Here is a 23705-nt window from a genome sequence, read left to right as displayed (position 1 = left end):
AAGGCTCCGGAAGGAATGGGGGGCTAAAAAACCCGCGCAGTTTAACGCGAGTCGAAGCGCATTTCCTCATCTGAGACAGGGAACTGGCAGATAGAGTTCAGGCGCCGGTTTGAGCGTAGTCGGATTATGGCAAGGAGGCCCGTTCCCGTGGGACGTTCAATCGGGACAAACCTCCTTGCCCAGGCTCAGGGCTTGGCCTCGGGCTTGCGCAGCAGACTGAAGGCCATGCCCGCCAGGGCCAGCACCCCCAGCAACAGCACCGCCCACAGGCCGATCTTCTTCCAGTCAGGGCCTGCGGACGCAGGCGCGACCGGGTCCTTGGTCGCCACGGGCGCCAGTTGCGACGCGCCATCGACCCGGGCCTGGCCCAGGTCCTTGAGGCGCTGCGGGCTGTAGTCGGGAATCAGGGTGGACAACGGCAAGTTGGCTGCACTCACCGCGGAATTGCCCAGTGCCAGGGTAAAAGGCCCGTCGCCACGAGCCAGGAACACCAGCTGCACACCGCGCACGGCAAATTCCAGGTTGGGCGCCTCGGCCCCCAGGCCACCGCCCCGCTCGTCCACCACCAGCTTGAGTTGCTGCACGGTTTGTCCTGGCAGTTGCAGCTCATTGTGCTGCACATCCTGGCCATTCTGGGTCAGGCGATACAGCAAGCCATTACCCAGGGGCTGCCAGGGCAAGCTGCTTTCACGCCGCCCATAAAGCCTGGCCGGAGCCAGGCTGTTGGCCTGTTTGAGCTCGATTCGTACCCGTTCGACATTCAGCCCCATGGGCAACTGCCAACTGTACTCCCCAGGCTTGGCCACACTGCCTGCCAACGGTTGCGACCACGCCAGCGGCGATGGCTGGCTACTGGTGGTGCTGCTTTGCAACTGCGCAGCTGTCAGCGTCGGCGCTGCCTGCGGCGACTGCCACAACAAGCGCAGGTAGCGCGCCGTCTGCCCGGGCAAGGCCACTTCATGCTGTTCGATCCGTTCATCGGCGAACGACAGGCGTGCCACCTGGCCGTCCCCCCAGGGCTGCCAATGCTGCAAATCGTCGCTGGCTTCAATGCTGAAACGCTGGAAACCATCGTGTTCGCTGACCCAGTCCAGGACCAACTGCTGCAACGGCGCCTTGATCGCGCTGGCATCCAATAGCCATCCGCGCAGCACTTCCTCTCCCGCCTCCAGCTGGGTCGAAGGCTGGACTTGCACCAGGGTGCCATTGGCATTGGATTGCACCCGCACGCTGGGCGGGCTGTCACCGGCCTGCGCCGAGTTGTACAGCGGGAACCATTTCACCGCACTGAGGTTGCGCTGCTCGGTGGACTGCGCCTGCTGGCGAGCCAGGGCATAGGCCTGGAGCTCACCGGCGCCATTGAACACCCGCACATCCCGCAGGTCGGCCTGGCTGGCACGCAACTGCACGCCCAGGGGCAGCTCCAGGCGATACCAGGGGCCTTCGCCACTCAGGCTCAAGGGCACCAGGGACTTGAAGTCCGCCGGTCGCTCCTGGGCCATCGCGGACAACGCCACACACAGGCCCATGGCCCCCCACCAGCGCAGGCTCAACTTACGACTCAAGACGACACTCCTTCATTCAACGATTTGCCAGCCTCAGGCTCGACCTCCGCCCGCTTGGGCGGCAACGGGGCGAAATAGCCCACGACCAGCAACAGCACTCCAACACCGATGAACGAGACAATGCGTGCCAGCCCGCCACGGTTACTCAACTCCACCAGGAACAGCTTGGCCACCACCACGGCAATCAGCGCCGCACCGATCAGCCAGACCTCGCGACGATGACGCAGATGTCCGCCGATCATCAGGCTCAAGGCGATCAAGGTCCAGACAATGGACAGCCCGGCCTGGACCATCATCGACTCCAACAACGCATCAGGATGGAACGGCACCCCGCTCCAGTGATGGGCCGCGCGCATGACCAGCACGGTGAAGAAGGCGAACAGCGACACCCCGGCCACCAGTTGCGTACCACGCTCGGCGTAATCGCCGCGAATCGCCAGCTCCCGGACCGCACTGCGCGACCAGACATAGACCCCGAACAGGGCGAACAGCAGCCCCAGCTCCAACGGGTTGATCAATGGCAGGTACGGCAATGGCTCGGCGCGCCCGTCGCTGAACACGTTGGCCAGCCAGAACCAGCCAAGCATCAGCACCGCCAGGGGTAGCGCGGCATACAGGCGATACTCCCGGGAGTAACTGCCCACCGGCCATGGCCAGTTGCGAGGTACCGCCATCGCCACCAGGTACAGGCTCGGCAGGATCGCCCAGCCCAACCAGCGCCAGGCGTTGTACTGCTCGGACAACAACAGCAGGCCATAACGCAACTCCAGTGCCAGCACGCCGATCAACAGCCAGCAACCCAGCACATGAGCGACGCTTGCCACTCGGGCCGGCAGCAAACTCGCCAAGCGCCGCAGGCTGAAGAAGTGCACGACGAACAGCAGTGCCCAAGCCAGCCAGCCGAAGTTCGCCGCCGGATGGTAGCGTAAGGTCCAGGAAGCCATCAGCACCAGGGCCCCAGCCGGGATCAGCAGGCTGCCCAACAGGCCCAGGGACTTCCATTGCAGGCGCACCGCCAGCAAGGCCGCGAGCGCCACGCTGGCCGTGGCCAGTGCCAACAGCAGGGCCGGCTGCAAATGATCCGGAGCGAAGCGCAGCACTTCCTTGGTCCAGGTGAACGCCCACCAGCACGCGCCCCAGGCCAGCAGCAAGTCGGCCAGGTACCCCAGGCCCAGGGTGTCGAACGCCGAACCATGGTTGCCGCGTTGCAGGCGCCAAGCGCCCAACAGCGCTGCCAGTGCCAGGACCATCGGCGTCCAGAAGTCGCCATTGGCCAGGGGGCGCACGCCTTCGGCCACTGCGCCATGGAACCAGTCCGAACCGGCCAACAGGAAAGCGCTGCCACCGATTACCTGCAGGGCCAGGCCGAAGACAAAGCTCACCCGCTGCTGCAGGTACAGGCTCAGCCAGATGATCAGCAAGCCGCTGGCGGCCCACACACCGCTGGCGGTACGCCACGGCAGGACGAACAGCACCGCCAGGTTGATCAGCACCAGCCCCGCCAGCAGCACCAGCGACAGGCCGCGCAACAGGCGCGGATCGTCGCGCACCATGGCATCGCGCGATGCCACCAGCATGCCGCCGATCAGCGCCAGGCCAATCAGCGAAGCGCTCATCAATCCGCTCCAGCCACTACCGAACACCCCATTGGCCCCGGCATCCGCACCTTTGAGGCCCGTCAGGAACAATGCCCCACCGAGCAACTGGATGGCGAATGCGCTGAACAGGAACGTCCGCGACTGCAGGCGCAGGCCGACGAACAGGGTCGCCAGCCCCGCCAGGGCCCAACTGATGGCCGTGCCCTGGGTGAGGAAGAACAGCGGCGCCAGCAGGTACAGGAACCCCAGGCCCGCCACCGCCAGCAGCGGCCGGATGCCCTCCTTCAGCCAGTTCGGCAACAGGGCCTTCGGCGTGCGCCGCAACTGGTCGTAGCTGAACAGCAAGGCCCCGCCCAGCAGCAGCGCTCCCAGGGGCGCACCGGACAGCAGGCTGGTGCTGGCAAAACGCACTGAATCGAGGAAGGCCGCGGCCGAACCTGCTTGCAGCAGCAGGGCGAAGGCCTGGGCCAGCGAACGCTGCTGGCGCATGCCAAGCCAGAAGATCCCGGCGCCCTCGACCGCCCAGGCCGCAGCGGTCCAGCGCGCATCCAGCCCCAGGGGAATCGCCAGGCTGGCGAAAATCACGCCCAGGGCCAGGCAGGTCTCGCCCAGCAACACCGCCCGGCCCCCCAGCAGCAGGCGTGCCAGCACCATGTAGATCAGGCCCAGGGCCAGGGCGCTGAAGGAAGCAGCAAATTCCAGGTGCTGGACCAGCGCCAGCTGCAGGCCGAAACCCACCAATGGCGGGCCGAAGAGCAGGCTGCCATCGACATAGTCGCCCTTGCGCACCGACCATTGCAGCAGCGCCTGGCGATCGCCGTCGGCCGGAGCATCGCTCATGTCCAGCAACTTGCGCCGGGTGAACAGCAGGCCGATAGCCAGGTACATGACGAAGAACAGGATCAGGAACGGCTCGGTGCTCCACAGCAGTTCCGGAGTGTAGGAGCGCATACCCCAGGCGAAGCCGATACCGAAGGTACCCACGAAACCGATCAGGTTGAGCAGGCGCCAGGCCTTGAACCAGGCGATGGCCAGGATGCCGGCGTTGAGCAGGGCGAAATAGCTGAACAGGGCCACATGGCTGCCCGCGCCGGTAGAGGTGAGGATCGGTGCGGCAAACCCGCCCAGGGCCGCCGCAGCGGCCAGCCCCAGGGCATCCTGGGTGATGGCCAGGATCGCCGAGAACAGTGTCACCGCCACCAACAGCCCCAGCGCCGCGGAAGGATCGAGCAGTGGGTGCAGGCGCATGGCCGCGAACACCGTCAGGTACAGCACCGCGATCCCTGTGCCCTGGAGCATCAGGGCATAGGCACCGTTACGTCGGCGCAGCCACCACCCCAGGCCCAGTAGGCCCAGGGAACAGGCCGCGACCCCGGCATAGCGCAACTCGATGGGCACCACCACGCCTTCGGTGGCATAGCGCAGGAGGAATGCCAAGCCGAGGAACAACAGCACGACCCCGACCCGCAGCACGGTATTGCCGCCAAATAGCCAATTGCGGGCGCCGCTGATGGCGCGCTCGATCAGGTTGGGCTCATGGGTCTCGGGTACAGTCGATGGACGCGCCTCACGCGCTTGCGGTTGTGGCTGCCACACCGAATCCGGCAAGGGTTCGCTGGCCATGGCAGTGGCTGGCTTGGCGGTCGCAGGCAACTCCCAGATCAGGTCCGCGGCAGCAGGCAATGGCTGCACAGGTTGGACCTCATCGAGAACAAATTCCGGGGTCGGCTCGGGGGCTGGCACAAAACCGAGATCGCTCGTGGCCTCGGCAGCTGGCGCGCTGCTGGCGCTGGCCTCGGGCTGCACCACGGGCTCGGCGGGCGGGCTGGAGCCGGCCTCCAATAGCGCCAGGCGCTGGCCCAAACTCGACAGCGCCTCCTTGGCCCGTTCCAGCTCGCGCTGCTGCTCGCCAACCTGCTTGTGCAGGAGGCCCAGGCGAAAAGCCAAGCCAATGGCCAGGCCGATAAAGGCACCGATCAGGGCATCGCCGAAAGACTCATCGACTACCCACCCCAGCACCACCCCCAACAACATGAACATCCATTGCATGTGTCGACATCCCTAAACAGCCCGTTGACGGACAGATCCAGCCCTTCTTTTTATGCGGCCTTCGCACCAGCGCCGGCAAGGCTCGCCTTTCCCTTTGGAAGCCAGGCACGAACACCAAGGCACGAACCGGGGAAAAAACGCCGCCAAGTATATCGACAAGGCCCAGCGCACGCTGGGCCTCGCTCACAGTTCCGGATATTCCCCGGGGCTCACTCCAAGGCCTTCCAGATCTGCGTGGCGTACTCGCGAATGGTCCGGTCCGATGAGAACCAGCCCATCCGCGCACTGTTGAGCACCGCAGAGCGCCACCACTCCTTGGAGTCATGCCAGCGCTCCTCGACCCGGGCCTGGGCACTCCAATAGGCATCGAAGTCGGCACAGACCAGGAATCGATCGTAGTCCACCAGCGAGTCGACCAGGCCGGTATAGCGCGACGGATCGTCCGGGGAGAACACGCCACCACGAATCGCTTGCAACACATCGTTGAGGCGATGGGAGGCGGCGATGTCCGGCCCGGCACTGAATTCGCCATTGCGCTTGCGGGCCTCCACCTGCTGGGCGCTGAGGCCGAAGATGAACATGTGCTCGGCGCCGACCCGCTCGCACATCTCGACGTTGGCGCCATCCAGGGTGCCGATGGTCAAGGCACCATTGAGGCCGAACTTCATGTTGCTGGTACCCGAGGCTTCGAAGCCGGCGGTGGAAATCTGCTCCGACAGGTCCGCCGCGGGAATGATGCTTTCCGCCAGGCTGACGTTGTAATTGGGCAGGAACACCACCTTGAGCAGGCCCCGCACCGTAGGGTCGTTGTTCACCGTACGGGCGATGTCGTTGGTCAGCTTGATAATCAGCTTGGCCTGGTGGTAGCTGGCGGCGGCCTTGCCGGCGAAGATCTTCACCCGCGGCACCCAGTCGGTTTCCGGCTCGGCGCGGATCGCCTGGTACAAGGCCACGGTGTGCAACAGATTGAGCAACTGGCGCTTGTACTCATGGATGCGCTTGACCTGGACATCGAACATCGCCGCCGGGTTGACGGCAATACCCAGGCGCTCGTGGATGATCGCCGCCAGGGCCCGTTTGCTGTGCAAGCGCTGCTCGGCGAACTGCTTGCGAAAGGCCGCTTTCTCGGCAAAGGGCTCGATCCCCAGCAGCAGCTCCTCGGGATTGTCCAGCAGCTCGGGGCCCACGGCTTCCAGCATCATCTGGGTCAATTGCGGGTTGGCCTGGTACAGCCAGCGGCGGAAGGTGATGCCGTTGGTCTTGTTGTTGATCCGCTCCGGATACAACTTGTGCAACTCGGAGAACACCGTGCTGCGCATCAGTTGGGTATGCAGGCCGGATACGCCGTTGACGCTGTGGGAACCGAGGAATGCCAGGTTGCCCATGCGTACCCGGCGGCCGTTGTCCTCCTCGATCAGCGACACCGCCCGCAGCACGTCGAAATCGTGCATGCCCTTGGCCCGCAACGAGTCGATGTGCTGGGCATTGATCAGGTAGATGATCTGCATGTGCCGCGGCAGCAGGCGCTCCATCAACCCCACCGGCCAGGTCTCCAGCGCCTCGGGCAGCAGGGTGTGGTTGGTGTAGGCCAGGGTTTCCACGGTGATCTGCCAGGCCGCGTCCCAGGCGATGCCGTGCAGGTCCACCAACTGGCGCATCAGCTCGGCCACGGCGATCGATGGGTGGGTGTCGTTGAGCTGGATAGCCGCGTGTTCGCCGAGGCTGAGTACCGAGTCATGCATGTTCTTGTGCCGGCGCAGCAGGTCCTGCAACGACGCCGAGACGAAGAAGTACTCCTGGCGCAGGCGCAGTTCCTGCCCGGCTTCGGTGCTGTCGGCCGGGTACAGCACCCGCGAGATGCTCTCGGCCCGGGCCACCTCCGCGACCGCACCCAGGTGGTCGCCGGCATTGAAGCGCTCCAGGTGCAACTCCTCCATGGCCCGGGCACGCCACAGGCGCAAGGTGTTGACGCTGGCCCCGCGCCATCCCACTACCGGCGTGTCGTAGGCCACGGCCCGTACCGTCTCCGCCGCAGACCAGACTTGCCGGGTAGCGCCGGCCTCGTCGGCAACGGTCTCGACACCCCCGCCAAAACCGATGGAGTAGATCACTTCGGGCCGTTCGAACTCCCAGGGGTTGCCGAAATCCAGCCAGTGCTCGGTCTGCTCCTGTTGCCAGCCATCGACGATGGCCTGGCGGAACAGCCCGTGCTCATAGCGAATGCCATAGCCATGGCCGGCGATACCCAGGCTCGACATGCTTTCCATGAAGCATGCCGCCAGGCGCCCCAGCCCACCGTTGCCCAGGGCCGCATCGGGCTCCAGCAGGCGGATGCGTTGCAGGTCTACCCCCAGGTCCGTCAGGGCCTCTTGCGCCACTTCCAGCAAGCCGAGGTTGCTCAGGCTATCGATCAGCAATCGACCGATCAGGAACTCGAGGGACAGGTAGTACACCCGCTTCTGCCCCCGGCGATAGATCTGCCGGGTGTGATCCATCCAGTGATCGACCATGTGGTCCCGCGCAGCCAGGGCAATGGCTTCGAACCAGTCATGGTCGAAGGCATGGTCCGGGTCCTTGCCGACCGCGTAGGTGAGTTTGGTCAGGACGGCTTCACGAAAAGCCGCCACCTGCGTGTCGCGAACATGGGATTCCTGAGTCATCGTTACGACCTCTGACGAGATACACAGTGAGCATGGAATTGACTGAGCCTAGTCGGTCTGACACGGAGCGAAGGCCCTGGTTCGGCGCTATTGCAAACGGCTCGACCAAACGAGAGGAGCGGCTGCACCGATAGGAAAAAAGATGCAGGGCCTGTGCCGTCATGCACTGGCCGGCCGTATGCCAAGAAAAATCCGACACAAAGTTGTTCAAAAATCCAGCAGTCCCGGTATGATCGCGCGCCCCCGAAAACATGCTGGAAACCACCTCGATGATGAAGTCCAACCTGATCGCCGCCGCGGAAATCGACCGTCTCGATACCTGGGCCAAGTATTCCGCGCCCATGTGCGGTTCCTGCATGTCCAGCTGCTGCACCCTGCCGGTGGAAGTGAAGATCAAGGACCTGATCCGCATCGGCGTGGTCGATGAGTTCGAACGCGGCGAGCCGGCGAAGAACATCGCCAAGCGCCTGCAAAAGGAAGGCATCGTCGAGCGCTACAACCAGAAGTCGGAAATCTTCACCCTGCAGCGCATGAGCAACAACGATTGCCTGTATCTGGACCGCAAGAGCCGCCTGTGCACCATTTATGACAAGCGCCCCGATACCTGTCGCAACCATCCCAAGGTCGGCCCACGCCCAGGCTACTGCGCCTACAAGCCAAAGCCCCTGGAGCGTCCGACCAACACCAGCAGCCGGACCCTCGAACGCTTCTGATCCCCCGCCCTCTACAACTCTGCCACCACCGCCGTCCTAGCCGACGCCGAGCTTGCGAGGCCGCAATCGGCTGCTCCTACAGGGGATCACCTCGCTCAACTGACTGGCATTAGCCACTGCGGCCGTGTTACGCGGCTCCTGGGTTGATGGCCCCTGCGCGGCCAGTCGTAGCCTCGCGGACCCGGCAGCGGCTACAGGTTTTCTCCAGGCATAAAAAAACGCCCCCGACCGCAAGGCCGGGGGCGTTTTCATTCAGCCGGAACTAAAGACTCAGTTCTTGGCTTTCTTGGCAGCGCGGGTACGCTCGCCTTCGTCCAGGATCTTCTTACGCAGACGGATGGACTTAGGAGTCACTTCGCACAGCTCGTCGTCCTGGATGAATTCCAGGGCCTGTTCCAGGGTGAAACGAACTGGCGGAACCAGGGCGATGGTCTCGTCCTTGCCCGAAGCACGCATGTTGTCGAGCTTCTTGCCTTTAGTCGGGTTCACACCCAGGTCGTTGTCACGGCTGTTCAGACCAACGATCTGACCGTTGTAGATTTCCTGGCCGTGCTCGACGAACAGCTTGCCGCGCGCCTGCAGGGTTTCCAGGGAGTAGGTCAGGGCCTTGCCGGTCTCAACCGATACCAGTACGCCGTTCTGACGACCGGACATATGGCCGGACTTCATCGGAGCGTAGCGATCGAAGATCGAGGTCAGGATGCCTGCACCGTTGGTCAGGGTCAGGAACTGGTTACGGAAACCGATCAGACCACGGGCTGGAATGTTGTATTCCAGGCGTACACGGCCCTTGCCATCCGGAACCATGTTGCTCAGGTCGCCCTTACGCAGACCCATTTCTTCCATCACCTTGCCCTGGGATTCTTCAGGGATGTCGATGGTCACGTTCTCGAACGGTTCCTGCTTCACGCCGTCAACTTCACGGATGATCACTTCAGGACGGCCAACGCCCATCTCGAAGCCTTCGCGACGCATGGTTTCGATCAGAACCGACAGGTGCAGCTCACCACGGCCGGAAACCTTGAACTTGTCGGCCGAGTCGCCTTCTTCAACACGCAGGGCTACGTTGTACAGCAGCTCTTTGTCCAGACGCTCCTTGATGTTACGGGAGGTCACGAACTTGCCTTCCTTACCGCAGAACGGCGAATCGTTGACCTGGAAGGTCATGGATACGGTCGGCTCGTCGACGGTCAGCGGCTTCATTGCTTCAACAGCAGTCGGGTCGCACAGGGTGTCGGAAATGAACAGCTCGTCGAAACCGCTGATGCAGACGATGTCGCCAGCGGCGGCTTCTTCAACGTCCACGCGGTGCAGGCCGTGGTGACCCATCAGCTTGAGGATACGGCCGTTGCGCTTCTTGCCTTCGGTATCGATGGCAGTGACCGGGGTGTTCGGCTTGACGCGACCACGAGCGATACGGCCAACGCCGATCACACCCAGGAAGCTGTTGTAGTCCAGGGCAGAGATCTGCATCTGGAACGGACCGTCACGGTCGACGCTTGGCGCTGGCACGTTGTCGATGATCGACTGGTACAGCGGGGTCATGTCTTCGGCCATGTCGGTGTGGTCCAGACCGGCGATGCCGTTCAGGGCCGAGGCGTAGACGACTTTGAAGTCCAGCTGTTCTTCGGTGGCGCCCAGGTTGTCGAACAGGTCGAAGATCTGGTCCAGAACCCAGTCAGGACGCGCGCCCGGACGGTCGACCTTGTTGATCACCACGATCGGACGCAGGCCGGCTTCGAAAGCCTTCTTGGTCACGAAGCGGGTTTGTGGCATCGGGCCGTCCTGGGCATCGACCAGCAGCAGCACGGAGTCGACCATGGACATTACGCGCTCAACTTCGCCGCCGAAGTCGGCGTGGCCGGGGGTGTCCACGATGTTGATGTGGTAGCCGTTCCAGTTGATGGCGGTGTTTTTGGCCAGGATGGTAATGCCGCGTTCTTTTTCCTGGTCGTTGGAGTCCATCACGCGCTCGTCGTTGAGCTCGTTGCGCTCCAGGGTGCCGGATTGACGCAGGAGTTTGTCTACCAGGGTGGTTTTACCGTGGTCAACGTGGGCGATGATGGCGATGTTGCGTAGATTTTCGATCACTTGTGTATCTCGATCAGAGGATTCGGTGTGCTGACAAATGCTGGCAGCGATTAACAATAGATTCAGGCCTTGCCGTTACAGCTTGACGGCGGCGTCGGGGGGCCGGTGACGCAAGCCACAGGCGAACAGCCCCGGGCATTTAGCTCGGTCTATAAACGCGCACATTGGCATGTCCCTCACTGAGCAGATGGTGAGCATGCAGGCGACTCATGACGCCTTTGTCGCAATACAGCAGGTACTGGCGGTTAGGGTCCAGTTCCTTGAAGCGTGCGTTCACCGCATAGAACGGCAACGCCTTGACTTCGATGCCAGCCAGCTCCAGCGGTTCATCTTCCTGGGCATCCGGGTGACGGATGTCGATGACGATCTGGCCGGCCAGCGCTTCGCTGACTTCTTCAACTTGAACATCCTGGCCCAGCTCGTCGATCACTCGATCGATCGGCACCAGTTTGGCCCGCTCGATCGCACGCTCGAGCACGGCCATGTCGAATTCTTTCTCTTCATGCTCGACGCGATGGCGCTTGGCATTGGTCTTGGGGTTCACCGAGATGACCCCGCAATACTCCGGCATGTGCTTGGCGAAGTCAGCGGTACCAATCTGGTTGGCCAGGTCGATGATGTCCTGCTTGTGGCTGGCGATCAGCGGCCGCAGCACCAGCTTGTCGGTCACGCAGTCGATCACCGACAGGTTCGGCAGGGTCTGGCTGGACACCTGGGAAATCGCCTCGCCGGTGACCAGCGCATCGATGTGCAGGCGCTCGGCGATGCTCGAGGCGGCACGCAACATCATACGCTTCAAGATGACGCCCATATGACTGTTGTCGACCTTGCCGAGGATCTCGCCCAGCACTTCCTCGAACGGCACGCTGACGAACAGCACGCGCTGGGAGCTGCCGTACTTCTTCCAAATATAGTGCGCGACTTCCATCACGCCCAATTCGTGGGCACGACCGCCCAGGTTGAAGAAGCAGAAATGCCCCATCAGGCCGCGACGCATGATCTGGTAGGCCGCCACGGTGGAGTCGAAGCCACCGGACATCAACACCAGGGTCTGTTCCAGGGCGCCCAGCGGGTAGCCGCCGATGCCATTGTGCTGGCTGTGAATCACGAACAACCGTTGGTCGCGAATTTCCATCCGCACTTCGATTTGCGGCGCTTTCAGGTCGATTCCCGCGGCACCGCACTGTCGGCGCAACTGGCTACCGACGTACTTTTCCACGTCCATGGAACTGAATTCATGCTTGCCGGCGCGCTTGCAGCGCACAGCGAAAATCTTCCCCGCCAAGACTTCGCCGAAGTGCTGCTTGCACTTGGCGACGATGTCGTCGAAGTCCCCCAGGGGGTACTCGTCGACCTGCAGGAAATGCGCGATGCCGGGCATGCAGCTCAGGCGCTCGGTCATGTCCTTGAGCACCTTGGGCTCGGTGACGGCGGTTTCCAGCTCGAGGTTGTCCCACACACCATCGACCACCACAGCCGGGTCCAGGTCACGGAGCACGGCACGGATGTTCTTGGCCAACTGACGGATGAAACGCGTCCGAACCGGGCGGCTCTTGATGGTGATTTCCGGGAAAACTTTAACGATTAGTTTCATGAAAACAGCGTGCGCCGGGTCAGCCGAAAAAGGGGGGCGCGGATTATAGCGGAAATTGCTCAAGGTTTAACCAGTTAATGTGCAGAAGGTTTTCGATGCACCAAAACGGGTCATTTATTCAAATAAGCGCTACATTGCAGTGCGCAAAATGCCGGCACTCTTGCCCCTGAAGCGGAGAAAGCGTGATTTTGGGGCAAAAAACCCATCCCAGGGCACTGGCATGCAATTTGCTCCCTTGTGAGGCAGGTTGCCATGGCAGAGTATTCGCGCCGGCATTACCCACATTCTAAGGGCACTCCAACATCAAGCCCGAAGCCATCCGGAGGACACTATGTCGAAGTCGGTTCAACTCATCAAAGATCATGACGTCAAATGGATTGATCTGCGCTTCACTGACACCAAGGGCACTCAACATCACGTGACCATGCCGGCCCGTGATGCGCTGGATGAAGACTTCTTCGAAGCAGGCAAGATGTTCGACGGCTCCTCCATCGCTGGCTGGAAAGGCATCGAAGCCTCCGACATGATCCTGATGCCGGACGACGAAACCGCCGTGCTGGACCCGTTCACCGAAGAGCCGACCCTGATCCTGGTGTGCGACATCATCGAACCTTCGAGCATGCAAGGCTACGACCGCGACCCTCGCGCGATCGCCAAGCGCGCCGAAGAGCACCTGAAGGCCACCGGCATCGGCGACACCGTATTCGCAGGTCCGGAGCCTGAGTTCTTCATCTTCGACCAGGTAAAGTTCAAGTCCGACATCTCCGGCTCGATGTTCAAGATCTACTCCGAGCAAGGCTCGTGGATGTCCGACCAGGACGTGGAAGGCGGCAACAAGGGCCACCGTCCAGGCATCAAGGGCGGCTACTTCCCGGTTCCGCCGTTCGACCATGACCACGAAATCCGTACCTCCATGTGCAACGCACTGGAAGAAATGGGCCTGACCGTCGAAGTCCACCACCACGAAGTGGCGACTGCCGGCCAGAACGAAATCGGCGTCAAGTTCAACACCCTGGTGAAGAAGGCCGACGAAACCCAGACCCTGAAGTACGTGGTGCACAACGTGGCCGACGCCTACGGCCGCACCGCTACCTTCATGCCAAAACCGCTGTACGGCGACAACGGCTCGGGCATGCACGTACACATGTCGATCTGGAAAGACGGCAAGAACACCTTCGCTGGCGAAGGTTATGCCGGCCTGTCCGATACCGCCCTGTACTTCATCGGCGGCATCATCAAGCACGGCAAGGCCCTGAACGGCTTCACCAACCCGGCTACCAACTCCTACAAGCGCCTGGTTCCAGGCTTCGAAGCTCCAGTGATGCTGGCCTACTCGGCCCGCAACCGCTCCGCTTCGATCCGTATTCCTTACGTGTCGAGCCCGAAAGCCCGCCGTATCGAAGCGCGCTTCCCGGACCCGGCGGCCAACCCATACCTGTGCTTCGCGGCACTGCTGATGGCCGGCCTGGATGGTATCCAGAACAAGATCCACCCTGGCGATGCTGCCGACAAGAACCTGTACGACCTGCCGCCTGAAGAGGCCAAAGAGATCCCACAAGTTTGCGGCAGCCTGAAAGAAGCCCTGGAAGAGCTGGACAAGGGCCGTGCGTTCCTGACCAAAGGCGGCGTTTTCAGCGACGACTTCATCGACGCCTACATCGCCCTGAAAAGCGAAGAAGAAATCAAGGTCCGTACCTTCGTACACCCACTGGAATACGAGCTGTACTACAGCTGCTGATCCGGTAGCGCTCGCACAAGCAGCGTGATCGAAAGGCCTCCTTCGGGAGGCCTTTTTCATGCCCGGCAGAAAATACCCGGGGATTTTCCGTGTGCCTCTGGCCAGCTTGCGGGCATCATGAACCTCCCCCTCCCAACCTTGAGCCTGCCGATGAAATCTTCCTTGAACCTGTGTCTCGCCCTGGCCTGCACCCTGCTCGCCAGCCTGGCCCGGGCCGACGATGCTCCGGCCAGCCTTGCTCCATTGCTGGGTAGCATCGCCGCACGCCTGGACATCGCCGAGCAAGTGGCCCTGAGCAAGTGGGACAGCCACAAGGCTGTGGAGGACCGGCCTCGCGAACAGCAAGTGATCGCAGCAGCCTCGGCCCTGGCCAACGGCCACGGCCTGGATGAAACCACGGTAGGGCAGTTCTTCGCAGCGCAGATCGAGGCCAACAAACTGGTGCAATACGCCAGGCTTTCAACCTGGCATCTGCAAGGCCAGGCACCGGATACTCCACGCCAGGACCTGGCCGGACAAATCCGCCCGCAACTCGATCGGTTACAAGAACGCCTGCTGCAGCAACTGGCCGACTTCAGCCCCTCCCGTACCGACCCGCGCTGCCCGCAGTGGTTGGCCCGGGCCAACCACACCGGCGACATGGCGCCGCTGCGTCAGTTGGCGATGATCCGCGCCACTGCCGAGTTATGTGTGTTCAAAGGTTAACCAGGCCTGTCGCCTGCCCGGTGCGCCCCTATGCTGAGGGCTCTCCAGGAGGATCCGGACCATGCGTATCGCTGCCTTGTGGCTGCTGTGGATAACCCTACTGCCAGCTGATGCGGCCCCCGATCACCCCACCGACGGCCATCGCCCCAGCAGCGACCGAGGATCCAGCGACTGGCCGCCCTCGAACAGAGCACCGGTCGCCTGCCAGACCAGCCAAAGGCAGGCCTACCAACGCCTGCAGCTCAACGGAGTGCAGGAGCAGGGCGCGCTGCGGGCCAATAACGGCAGTTTCAGCGTCCGGGTAGACCTGCACCCGCCGCTACAACCGCCCCATCGCCTGCGCCTGCTGCTGGATGGCAAACCCCACGGCGCCCCTGGCCGTGGCCCGCGTTTGCATCTGTCGAACCTCGACCGCGGCCTTCATCGCCTGGCGGTGCAGGTCCTTGAGGGCGAACAAATCCTGCAGCAAAGCCCGGAAATCAGTTTCTTCCTGCTGCGCGCCCATCGTTGAATGGCTCCTGGGCCAGCACCGGCTGTTCCCGTCCAGCCAGATGCATCCGTCGCTCGTGCTCCAGCAACCAGCGCTTGCGCCACAGGCCTCCGCCATAACCGGTCAGCGAGCCATCGGCGCCGATCACCCGATGGCACGCGATGACGATGGCGATCTGGTTGGCACCGTTGGCCCGGGCCACGGCGCGCACCGCCGTCGGCGAGCCGATATCCCGCGCCAACCCGGCATAACTGCAGGTGCTGCCCAGGGGAATGGCCCGCAGGGCCTGCCATACCGTGCGGGTGAAGGCCGAGGCCTGCATCGCCAATGGTGTCTGGAAAGACACCGGCTCACCGGCAAAGTAACGGTGCAGTTCGGCCTCGATCTGGTCGATGGGGGCAAAGCGTCCGAAGCCGATGCTCGAGCCACTGTTGTCCTGCAACTTGCGCAGCTCCCCCGCCAGGGCCGGGCGGTCGAAAAACTCCAGCACATGCAGGACCTGGGCATCGGCCACGGCCAGCATCACACCGATAGGCGTCGGCAACCAATCGGCCTTGAGCAGTTCACGCCCACGCAGGTTCGACGGTGGTTGGCCCGCAAGCCGGGCAAACGCATGGCGAAAGCCACTGTCGGAATCGAAGCCGGCGCTGATCTGCGCCTCGATCACCGGCTCCCCTGAAGCCAACTGCTGCATGCCCCGGCCGATACGCCGCAGCCGGGCCATTTCCAGGAAGGTCACCCCGAAATGGCGCTTGAATGCTCGGCGGACCGTGGACGGGTCCAGCCCCTGGCGCACCAGATCCTCTTCATACCAACGGCGCTCGCCATCGCTGTGCAGTTGTTCGAGCAAGGTCTTGACCCAGGGTTCCTGGCCCCCTGCCGCCTCCAGGGGACGGCAGCGCAGGCAAGCACGAAACCCGCCCTCCAGGCACTCCCTGATGGAGCCGAAGAACACCGTGTTCTGACGCTTGGGCTTGCGCGCGACACAGCTCAGCCGACAGAACACCCCGGTGCTCTTCACCCCGACGTAGGCAAAACCCTCATAGGCCGGGTCGCGCTCCAGGAGCGCCCGATACAGGGTGTCGTCGTCGGGAAGCTGGAACAGCAGAGGGGCGTTTTCCATGGCCGGATCCTGGACCTTCAAGCAAAGAGTCCGACGCACTCTACCGGCTCTGGCACCCGGCTGCCGCTGAAAAACGGGCGTTGATTCTCGACGATCGGACAGCAGGCAAGCAGGCCAAGCACTCATGCACTATATTGGTGCAACACCCTGCACCCTGGGATGATTAGCAGCCCATTTTGGTTCGAAAATGCCCGCCAGGACTGGCAATACGCCATGTAATCGGCGTTCAAACACCTGTTTCAGGGGCGCGAACGCTTCTTTTCGGAGCCTTGGTTTGGTTTTTGCATTTTCTCCGTACCAGCGCTTCAACCCGTGCACGATCCGGGATCGACTCCGGATTGTCCTGCTTCAAAAGAGGTCCGAATGACCATCAGCGACCCACTGCATCGCCTGTTACTGGACAACCTGACCACCGCCACCATCCTGCTCAATGCCGACCTGCGCCTTGAGTACATGAACCCGGCGGCGGAAATGCTCCTGGCCATCAGCGGCCAGCGCAGCCATGGGCAGTTCATCAGCGAGCTGTTCACCGAGTCGGCCGAAGCCTTGAGCTCCCTGCGCCAGGCGGTGGAGCAGGCCCATCCCTTCACCAAGCGCGAGGCCATGCTCACCGCCCTGACCGGCCAGACCCTGACCGTGGACTATGCGGTGACGCCGATCCTCAACAACGGCGACACCTTGCTGCTGTTGGAAGTCCATCCCCGGGATCGCTTGCTGCGCATCACCAAGGAAGAGGCCCAGCTGTCCAAGCAGGAAACCAGCAAGATGCTGGTGCGCGGCCTGGCCCACGAAATCAAGAATCCCCTGGGCGGGATTCGCGGCGCCGCCCAGCTGCTGGCCCGGGAACTGCCCGAGGAAAGCCTCAAGGACTACACCAACGTCATCATCGAAGAGGCCGACCGCCTGCGCAATCTGGTGGATCGCATGCTTGGCTCGAACAAGCTGCCGTCCCTGGCGCTGACCAATATCCATGAAGTGCTGGAGCGGGTCTGCAGCCTGGTGGAGGCCGAGAGCCAGGGTTGCATCACCCTGGTCCGGGATTACGACCCGAGCATTCCCGATGTACTGATCGATCGTGAGCAAATGATCCAGGCGGTGTTGAACATCGTGCGCAACGCCATGCAGGCCATCAGCACCCAGAACGAGCTGCGCCTGGGCCGCATCACCTTGCGCAGCCGCACCATGCGCCAGTTCACCATCGGCCATGTGCGCCATCGCCTGGTGACCAAGATCGAGATCATCGACAACGGTCCGGGAATCCCCGCCGAACTGCAGGACACCCTTTTCTTCCCCATGGTCAGCGGCCGCCCGGACGGTACCGGGCTGGGCCTGGCCATCACCCAGAACATCATCAGCCAGCACCAGGGCCTGATCGAGTGTGACAGCCACCCAGGCCACACCACGTTCTCGATCTTTTTGCCTCTGGAACAAGGAGCCCCATCGACATGAGCCGAAGTGAAACCGTGTGGATCGTCGATGACGACCGTTCAATCCGCTGGGTCCTGGAAAAAGCCCTGCAACAGGAAGGCATGACGACCCAGAGCTTCGACAGCGCTGACGGGGTGATGAGCCGCCTGGCCCGCCAGGCTCCGGATGTGATCATTTCCGATATCCGCATGCCCGGGGCCAGCGGTCTCGACCTGCTGGCACGGATCCGCGAACAGCATCCGCGCCTGCCGGTGATCATCATGACCGCCCACTCCGACCTGGACAGTGCGGTGGCGTCCTACCAGGGCGGCGCCTTCGAATACCTGCCCAAGCCGTTCGATGTCGATGAGGCCGTGGCCCTGGTCAAGCGCGCCAACCAGCATGCCCAGGAACAGCAAGGCCTGGAGGTCGCGCCGAGCCTGGCGCGCACGCCGGAGATCATCGGCGAAGCCCCGGCGATGCAGGAGGTCTTCAGGGCCATCGGGCGCTTGAGCCACTCCAACATCACGGTGCTGATCAATGGCGAGTCCGGCACCGGCAAGGAGCTGGTGGCCCATGCCTTGCACCGCCACAGTCCGCGTGCGAGTTCGCCGTTCATCGCCCTGAACATGGCGGCGATCCCCAAGGACCTGATGGAGTCCGAGCTGTTCGGCCATGAGAAAGGTGCCTTCACGGGTGCCGCCAACCTGCGGCGCGGGCGCTTCGAGCAGGCCGACGGTGGCACCCTGTTCCTCGACGAGATCGGCGACATGCCGGCCGATACCCAGACTCGCTTGCTGCGGGTGCTGGCCGACGGCGAGTTCTATCGGGTCGGCGGCCATACTCCGGTCAAGGTCGACGTACGAATCATCGCCGCGACCCACCAGAACCTGGAAACCCTGGTCCAGGCCGGCAAATTCCGCGAAGACTTGTTCCACCGCCTCAACGTGATCCGCATCCACATTCCCCGCCTGTCGGATCGTCGCGAAGACATCCCGACCCTGGCCAAGCATTTCCTCGGCCGCGCGGCCCAGGAGCTGGCGGTGGAGCCCAAGCTGCTGAAGAACGAAACCGAGGAGTTCCTGAAGAACCTGCCGTGGCCAGGGAACGTGCGCCAGTTGGAGAACACCTGCCGCTGGATCACCGTGATGGCCTCCGGGCGCGAAGTCCATATCGGCGACCTGCCGCCGGAACTGCTGAGCCTGCCCCAGGACTCGGCACCGGTGACCAACTGGGAACAGGCCCTGCGCCAGTGGGCCGACCAGGCCCTGGCCCGCGGCCAGTCCAACCTGCTGGACAGCGCGGTCCCGAGTTTCGAGCGGATCATGATCGAGACCGCCCTCAAGCACACCGCCGGTCGGCGTCGTGATGCTGCAGTCTTGCTGGGCTGGGGGCGCAATACCCTGACCCGCAAGATCAAGGAGCTGGGGATGAAGGTCGACGGTGGCGACGAGGAGGACAGCGACGAGGCTTGAGCGGCTGTTCTGCAACCCCTAGCGCGGGCAAGCCTCGCTCCCACGGACCTTGTGTTTCGTAGGAGCGAGGCTTGCCCGCGATGTTTTTCGTGCACCGAAATGGTGAGCCTGCACCGCCAAAAGGCTCGGCCAGACGCAAGACTCGCTTGCGAACGGCCGCACCAGGCCGGGCAAGGAAAACTCAACAAAACGGCGAAAGCCCCGAAAAACGGGGCCTCCAGCTTGACCCTGCAATTAACTGAACCGTTTAAGCCTGAATTGGCACGCCCCCTGCAATAACAAGATCACGAGCGCCACCGCTCACCCGTTTTGGGGACCTTGGTACAGGCAGGCCGAGGATTCCCCTCTTTAACACCCGGCCCACTCGCGCCAAGCGAGCAGGCCACGGTTTCGGGGACCCTGGTACAGGCAGGCCAGGACTCCCCTCTTTAACACTCGGCCCGCCGCGTCAAGCGAGCAGGCCACGGTTTTGGGGGCCCTGGTACAGGCAGGCCGGGGTTTCCCTCTTTTATTGCTCTCGCAAGTGGATCTCCAGGCGCCAGCGCCCGTCCACCTCGCCCCCGCTCCATTCGCCCCGCAGGGCGCGCGCGGCCACCAGGTTCAGCAACAAGCCCTGGTCCGCCAGGCGTATCCGCCAATTCACCATTCGCTGATTGACCTGCAACTGGCCCTGCTGCGCCCGGCCCGAAGCATCGAACAGCAGCGCCACGGCCCCTTCGACATGCTCGCCATGCACCTTGGGCTCATGGTTGAACCAGATCACCAGGCCATCGGGCACGGTCTGCACCTCTTGCAACTGCACCGGCTCGGGCTGGGTCAGGCGACCGATCATCAGGCCGATCATCACCCCGACAATGGCCAGGGAGCCGAATACCCGCAGCATTAGCTTCGGCCGCGAGTCTTCTTCAGGCGTAGAATGCTGCCTGTCTTTCTCTTCGGAGCCGTGCATGTTTCACGTCATCCTCTTCCAACCAGAAATTCCGCCGAATACCGGCAACGTTATCAGGCTCTGCGCCAACAGCGGCTGCCACCTGCACTTGATCGAGCCGCTGGGTTTCGAAATGGACGACAAGCGCTTGCGCCGTGCCGGCCTCGACTATCACGAGTACGCCACCCTGCAACGCCATGCCGACCTCGCCAGCTGCCTGGAGAGCCTCGGCCATCCACGCCTGTTCGCCTTCACCACCAAGGGCTCGCGCCCCTTCCACGACGCCAGCTTCCAGGAGGGCGATGCCTTCCTGTTCGGCCCGGAAAGCCGTGGCCTGCCAGCAGAGGTACTGGACGCCCTGCCCGGCGAGCAGCGCCTGCGCCTGCCCATGCGCGAAGGCTGCCGCAGCCTTAACCTGTCCAACACCGTGGCGGTGGCGGTCTACGAAGGCTGGCGCCAATTGGGCTTCAAATAAGCGCCTGCTTGTGCAGGAGCCAAGCTCGCTCGCGATGACCGGTAACGCGGTGCTCAGGCGTTTCGCGTCGCCCTTGTCGCAGGCCAGCCTCGCGCCTACCTGGAGGTTTCACCCAGCCATGAAAAAAGCGCCGTCAAAGGCGCTTTTTTCATGGCTGGGCGAAGCACTTATTGAACGGTGTTCTCGCCAGCGGACTGCACGCGTTGCAGCTCCTGGGCGTACAGCGCGTCGAAGTTCACCGGAGCCAGCATCAGGGCAGGGAACGAGCCGCGGGTCACCAGGCTGTCCAGCGCTTCGCGAGCGTACGGGAACAGGATGTTCGGGCAGAAGGCACCCAGGGTGTGGCTCATGGAAGCCTCGTCCAGGTTCTTGATCAGGAAGATGCCGGCCTGCTGGACTTCAGCGATGAAGGCCACTTCGTCGCCATTCTTCACGGTCACGGACAGGGTCAGTACCACTTCGTGGAAATCGGCTTCCAGGGCTTTCTGGCGAGTGTTCAGGTCCAGGGCGACGCTGGGCTCCCACTGCTGACGGAAGATCGCCGGGCTTTTCGGCGCTTCGAAGGACAGGTCACGCACGTAGATGCGCTGCAGGGAGAATTGCGGTGCGCTTTCGTCTTCGGCAGCAGCAGTGTTCTGTTGGTCAGTCATCTCAGATCCTTCTTGATCTTGGGTCTATAAGGTTAGGAATTTCAGGCCGCCAGCAACGCGTCGAGCTTGCCGGCGCGTTCCAGGGCAAACAAATCATCACAACCACCTACGTGGGTGGCACCGATCCAGATCTGCGGCACGGACGTGCGCCCGGCTTTCTGGCTCATCTCGGCGCGCACCTGCGGCTTGCCATCGACCTTGATCTCTTCGAAGGCTACGCCTTTGCTTGCGAGCAGATGCTTGGCCCGCGAGCAATAAGGGCAGTAATCACTGGAATAGACGATGACCTGGGACATTACTTCACCAATGGCAGGTTATCGGCCTTCCAGCTGGAGACACCACCGGACAGCTTGGCCGCGGTGAAGCCGGACTTCATCAGCTCGCGGGCCTGGGTGCCGGCGTGCTGGCCCTGGGCGTCCACCAGGATGATGGTCTTGGCCTTGTGCTTCTCCAGCTCGCCGATGCGGGCGGCCAGCTTGTCCTGGGGAATGTTCAGCGCACCGACGATGTGGCCAGCGGCGTATTCCTTGGATGGGCGGATATCGATCACCACGCCCTGCTCGCTGTTGACCAGCGCGGTCAGTTCGCCGGTGCTGAGGCTGCGGCCACCGCGGCTCAGTTCGTGAGCGATCAGCAGGGCCAGGAGAATGACGAAGGCGCCGACGAGCAGGTAGTGTTCAGTAGCGAATTGAATCAGGTGAGCAACCATCTAAGGAGGTTCCAGGGCGTGAAAATGCCGGCCAGTATACACAGCCCTCAAGGTCGGCCAAACCCCGCCCGGCGGTGACGCCGATTGAACTTGCCTTTAAACTGCCACTCCCTTTTTCAACACCTCCTTATCCAGCCACGAGTGGACGCCATGACTACCACGCCTAAACCTTTGGTCCTGATGATTCTGGATGGCTTCGGTCACAGCGAGAGCCACGAATCCAACGCTGTCTATGCCGCCAACAAGCCTGTCCTGGATCGCCTGTGCGCCAGCGTGCCCAACGGTCTGATTTCGGGTTCGGGCATGGACGTCGGCCTGCCGGACGGCCAGATGGGCAACTCCGAAGTCGGCCACATGAACCTCGGGGCCGGCCGCGTGGTGTACCAGGACTTCACTCGGGTGACCAAGGCCATCCGTGACGGCGAATTCTTCGAGAATCCGACCATCTGCGCCGCCGTGGACAAGGCCGTGGCCGCCGGCAAGGCCGTGCACATCCTCGGCCTGCTGTCCGATGGCGGCGTGCACAGCCACCAGGACCACCTGGTGGCCATGGCCGAACTGGCCTTCAAGCGTGGCGCCGAGAAAATCTACCTGCACGCCTTCCTCGACGGTCGCGACACCCCGCCCAAGAGCGCCCAGTCGTCCATCGAACTGCTGGACGAAACCTTCAAGACCCTGGGCAAGGGCCGCATCGCCAGCCTGATCGGCCGCTACTTCGCCATGGACCGCGACAACCGCTGGGACCGCGTGGCCCAGGCCTACAACCTGATCGTCGATGGCCAGGGCCAGTTCAGCGCCGCCACCGCCCAGCAAGGCCTGCAAGCGGCCTACGAGCGCGATGAAAGCGACGAATTCGTCAAGGCCACCACCATCGGCGAACCGGTCAAGGTCGAGGACGGCGATGCCGTGGTGTTCATGAACTTCCGCGCCGACCGGGCCCGCGAGCTGAGCCGGGTCTTCGTCGAGAACGATTTCAAGGAGTTCGAGCGAGCACGCCAGCCGAAACTGGCCGGTTTCGTCATGCTCACCCAGTACGCGGCCAGCATCCCGGCCCCGGCGGCCTTCGCCCCCAGCAGCCTGGAAAACGTGCTGGGCGACTACCTGGCCAAGAACGGCAAGACCCAGCTGCGCATCGCCGAGACCGAGAAATACGCCCACGTGACCTTCTTCTTCTCCGGCGGGCGCGAAGAGCCGTTCCCGGGTGAAGAACGCATCCTGATCCCGTCGCCGAAGGTCGCTACCTACGACCTGCAGCCGGAAATGAGCGCCCCGGAAGTCACCGACAAGATCGTCGACGCCATCGAACACCAGCGCTACGACGTGATCATCGTCAACTACGCCAACGGTGACATGGTTGGCCACAGCGGCGTGTTCGAGGCTGCCGTCAAGGCCGTGGAATGCCTGGACCTGTGCGTCGGGCGCATCGTCGATGCCCTGGAAAAAGTCGGCGGCGAAGCGCTGATCACCGCCGACCACGGCAACGTCGAGCAGATGTCCGACGAAACCACCGGCCAGGCCCACACCGCCCACACCACCGAGCCGGTGCCCTTCATCTATGTCGGCAAGCGCCCATTGAAGGTCCGTGAAGGCGGTGTCCTGGCAGATGTGGCCCCTACCATGCTCAAGCTGCTGGACCTGCCACAGCCCGCGGAAATGACCGGCAAGTCGATCCTGGTCTGATAGCAAAAGGCCCAATAATGGGCCGGAAACGACTTTTTATGACGAACGCCTCAAA

General features: G+C 62.9%; 18 protein-coding genes. 8 read left to right on the top strand and 10 right to left on the bottom strand.

Going from position 1 to position 23705, the window contains the following annotated elements:
* Positions 1 to 185: 185 nt before the first annotated feature.
* From ATY02_RS03110 to ATY02_RS03100, 3 genes are all read right to left on the bottom strand, one after another.
* Complete coding sequence (locus ATY02_RS03110) at positions 186 to 1565, bottom strand: DUF3999 domain-containing protein (protein WP_068589395.1); 1380 nt, start codon at positions 1563 to 1565, stop codon at positions 186 to 188.
* Positions 1562 to 5212 (bottom strand): DUF2339 domain-containing protein, encoded by a 3651-nt coding sequence (locus ATY02_RS03105; RefSeq protein ID WP_068589398.1) that lies wholly within the window; start codon positions 5210 to 5212, stop codon positions 1562 to 1564. Before ATY02_RS03105 ends, ATY02_RS03110 begins: the two co-directional genes overlap by 4 nt.
* A gap of 209 nt (positions 5213 to 5421) precedes the next feature.
* Positions 5422 to 7872: a glycogen/starch/alpha-glucan phosphorylase gene (locus ATY02_RS03100; RefSeq protein ID WP_068589401.1), complete on the bottom strand. Its 2451-nt coding sequence runs from the start codon at positions 7870 to 7872 to the stop codon at positions 5422 to 5424.
* Positions 7873 to 8141: 269 nt separating this feature from the next.
* Between ATY02_RS03100 and ATY02_RS03095 the strand changes: the two genes are divergently transcribed.
* A complete protein-coding gene (locus ATY02_RS03095) occupies positions 8142 to 8585 on the top strand; it encodes a YkgJ family cysteine cluster protein (protein WP_068589404.1) in 444 nt (147 codons plus the stop codon).
* 270 nt (positions 8586 to 8855) lie between these two features.
* Here ATY02_RS03095 and typA read toward each other — a convergent pair whose 3' ends face one another.
* Together typA and thiI are read right to left on the bottom strand one after the other, a co-directional pair.
* Positions 8856 to 10676 carry a translational GTPase TypA gene (typA, locus tag ATY02_RS03090; protein ID WP_068589407.1) on the bottom strand — a complete coding sequence of 607 codons (1821 nt, stop codon included), beginning with the start codon at positions 10674 to 10676 and terminating at the stop codon, positions 8856 to 8858.
* A gap of 139 nt (positions 10677 to 10815) precedes the next feature.
* Positions 10816 to 12270: a tRNA uracil 4-sulfurtransferase ThiI gene (gene thiI / locus ATY02_RS03085; protein WP_068589410.1), complete on the bottom strand. Its 1455-nt coding sequence runs from the start codon at positions 12268 to 12270 to the stop codon at positions 10816 to 10818.
* A 331-nt stretch (positions 12271 to 12601) separates the two neighbouring features.
* On the opposite strand from thiI, the gene glnA reads away from it, so the two are divergent.
* The 3 genes from glnA to ATY02_RS03070 all read left to right on the top strand — a co-directional run bounded on the left by glnA (position 12602) and on the right by ATY02_RS03070 (position 15224).
* A complete protein-coding gene (glnA, locus tag ATY02_RS03080; protein WP_053132545.1) occupies positions 12602 to 14008 on the top strand; it encodes a glutamate--ammonia ligase in 1407 nt (468 codons plus the stop codon).
* Between the two features lie 150 nt (positions 14009 to 14158).
* A complete protein-coding gene (locus ATY02_RS03075) occupies positions 14159 to 14713 on the top strand; it encodes a chorismate mutase (protein ID WP_068589413.1) in 555 nt (184 codons plus the stop codon).
* Between the two features lie 61 nt (positions 14714 to 14774).
* Positions 14775 to 15224: a hypothetical protein gene (locus tag ATY02_RS03070; protein WP_068589417.1), complete on the top strand. Its 450-nt coding sequence runs from the start codon at positions 14775 to 14777 to the stop codon at positions 15222 to 15224.
* Here the strand turns inward: ATY02_RS03070 and ATY02_RS03065 are convergent.
* On the bottom strand, positions 15193 to 16326 hold the full coding sequence (locus ATY02_RS03065; RefSeq protein WP_068589420.1) for a bifunctional transcriptional activator/DNA repair enzyme AdaA: 1134 nt from the start codon (positions 16324 to 16326) through the stop codon (positions 15193 to 15195). The two genes, ATY02_RS03070 and ATY02_RS03065, sit on opposite strands and share 32 nt — an antisense overlap.
* A 363-nt stretch (positions 16327 to 16689) precedes the next feature.
* Here ATY02_RS03065 and glnL point away from each other — a divergent pair, with 363 nt between their 5' ends.
* Entirely contained in the window at positions 16690 to 17775 is a 1086-nt protein-coding gene (gene glnL, locus ATY02_RS03060) for a nitrogen regulation protein NR(II) (RefSeq protein WP_068589422.1), read from the top strand.
* Positions 17772 to 19208: a nitrogen regulation protein NR(I) gene (ntrC, locus tag ATY02_RS03055; RefSeq protein ID WP_068589425.1), complete on the top strand. Its 1437-nt coding sequence runs from the start codon at positions 17772 to 17774 to the stop codon at positions 19206 to 19208. The genes glnL and ntrC overlap by 4 nt, the downstream gene beginning before the upstream one ends.
* A gap of 508 nt (positions 19209 to 19716) precedes the next feature.
* Here the strand turns inward: ntrC and ATY02_RS03050 are convergent.
* Entirely contained in the window at positions 19717 to 20157 is a 441-nt protein-coding gene (locus ATY02_RS03050; RefSeq protein ID WP_068589427.1) for a hypothetical protein, read from the bottom strand.
* Here ATY02_RS03050 and trmL point away from each other — a divergent pair.
* On the top strand, positions 20156 to 20611 hold the full coding sequence (gene trmL, locus ATY02_RS03045) for a tRNA (uridine(34)/cytosine(34)/5-carboxymethylaminomethyluridine(34)-2'-O)-methyltransferase TrmL (protein WP_068589431.1): 456 nt from the start codon (positions 20156 to 20158) through the stop codon (positions 20609 to 20611). The genes ATY02_RS03050 and trmL overlap by 2 nt on opposite strands.
* Positions 20612 to 20778: 167 nt before the next feature.
* On the opposite strand, the gene secB is transcribed toward trmL, so the two are convergent.
* The 3 genes from secB to ATY02_RS03030 are packed head-to-tail and all read right to left on the bottom strand — an operon-like array spanning position 20779 to position 21970.
* A complete protein-coding gene (gene secB, locus ATY02_RS03040; protein WP_068589434.1) occupies positions 20779 to 21261 on the bottom strand; it encodes a protein-export chaperone SecB in 483 nt (160 codons plus the stop codon).
* Positions 21262 to 21302: 41 nt separating this feature from the next.
* Positions 21303 to 21557: a glutaredoxin 3 gene (gene grxC, locus ATY02_RS03035; protein ID WP_068589437.1), complete on the bottom strand. Its 255-nt coding sequence runs from the start codon at positions 21555 to 21557 to the stop codon at positions 21303 to 21305.
* Positions 21557 to 21970, bottom strand: coding sequence for a rhodanese-like domain-containing protein (locus tag ATY02_RS03030; RefSeq protein ID WP_068589440.1), 414 nt, complete (start codon positions 21968 to 21970; stop codon positions 21557 to 21559). Before ATY02_RS03030 ends, grxC begins: the two co-directional genes overlap by 1 nt.
* A 150-nt stretch (positions 21971 to 22120) precedes the next feature.
* Between ATY02_RS03030 and gpmI the strand changes: the two genes are divergently transcribed.
* Positions 22121 to 23650: a 2,3-bisphosphoglycerate-independent phosphoglycerate mutase gene (gene gpmI / locus ATY02_RS03025; RefSeq protein ID WP_068589442.1), complete on the top strand. Its 1530-nt coding sequence runs from the start codon at positions 22121 to 22123 to the stop codon at positions 23648 to 23650.
* Positions 23651 to 23705: the final 55 nt, after the last annotated feature.

Source organism: Pseudomonas sp. BIOMIG1BAC (assembly GCF_001705995.2).
Classification (GTDB): Bacteria; Pseudomonadota; Gammaproteobacteria; order Pseudomonadales; family Pseudomonadaceae; genus Aquipseudomonas; species Aquipseudomonas sessilinigenes.
This window is presented reverse-complemented; position numbering and strand designations above follow the sequence as displayed.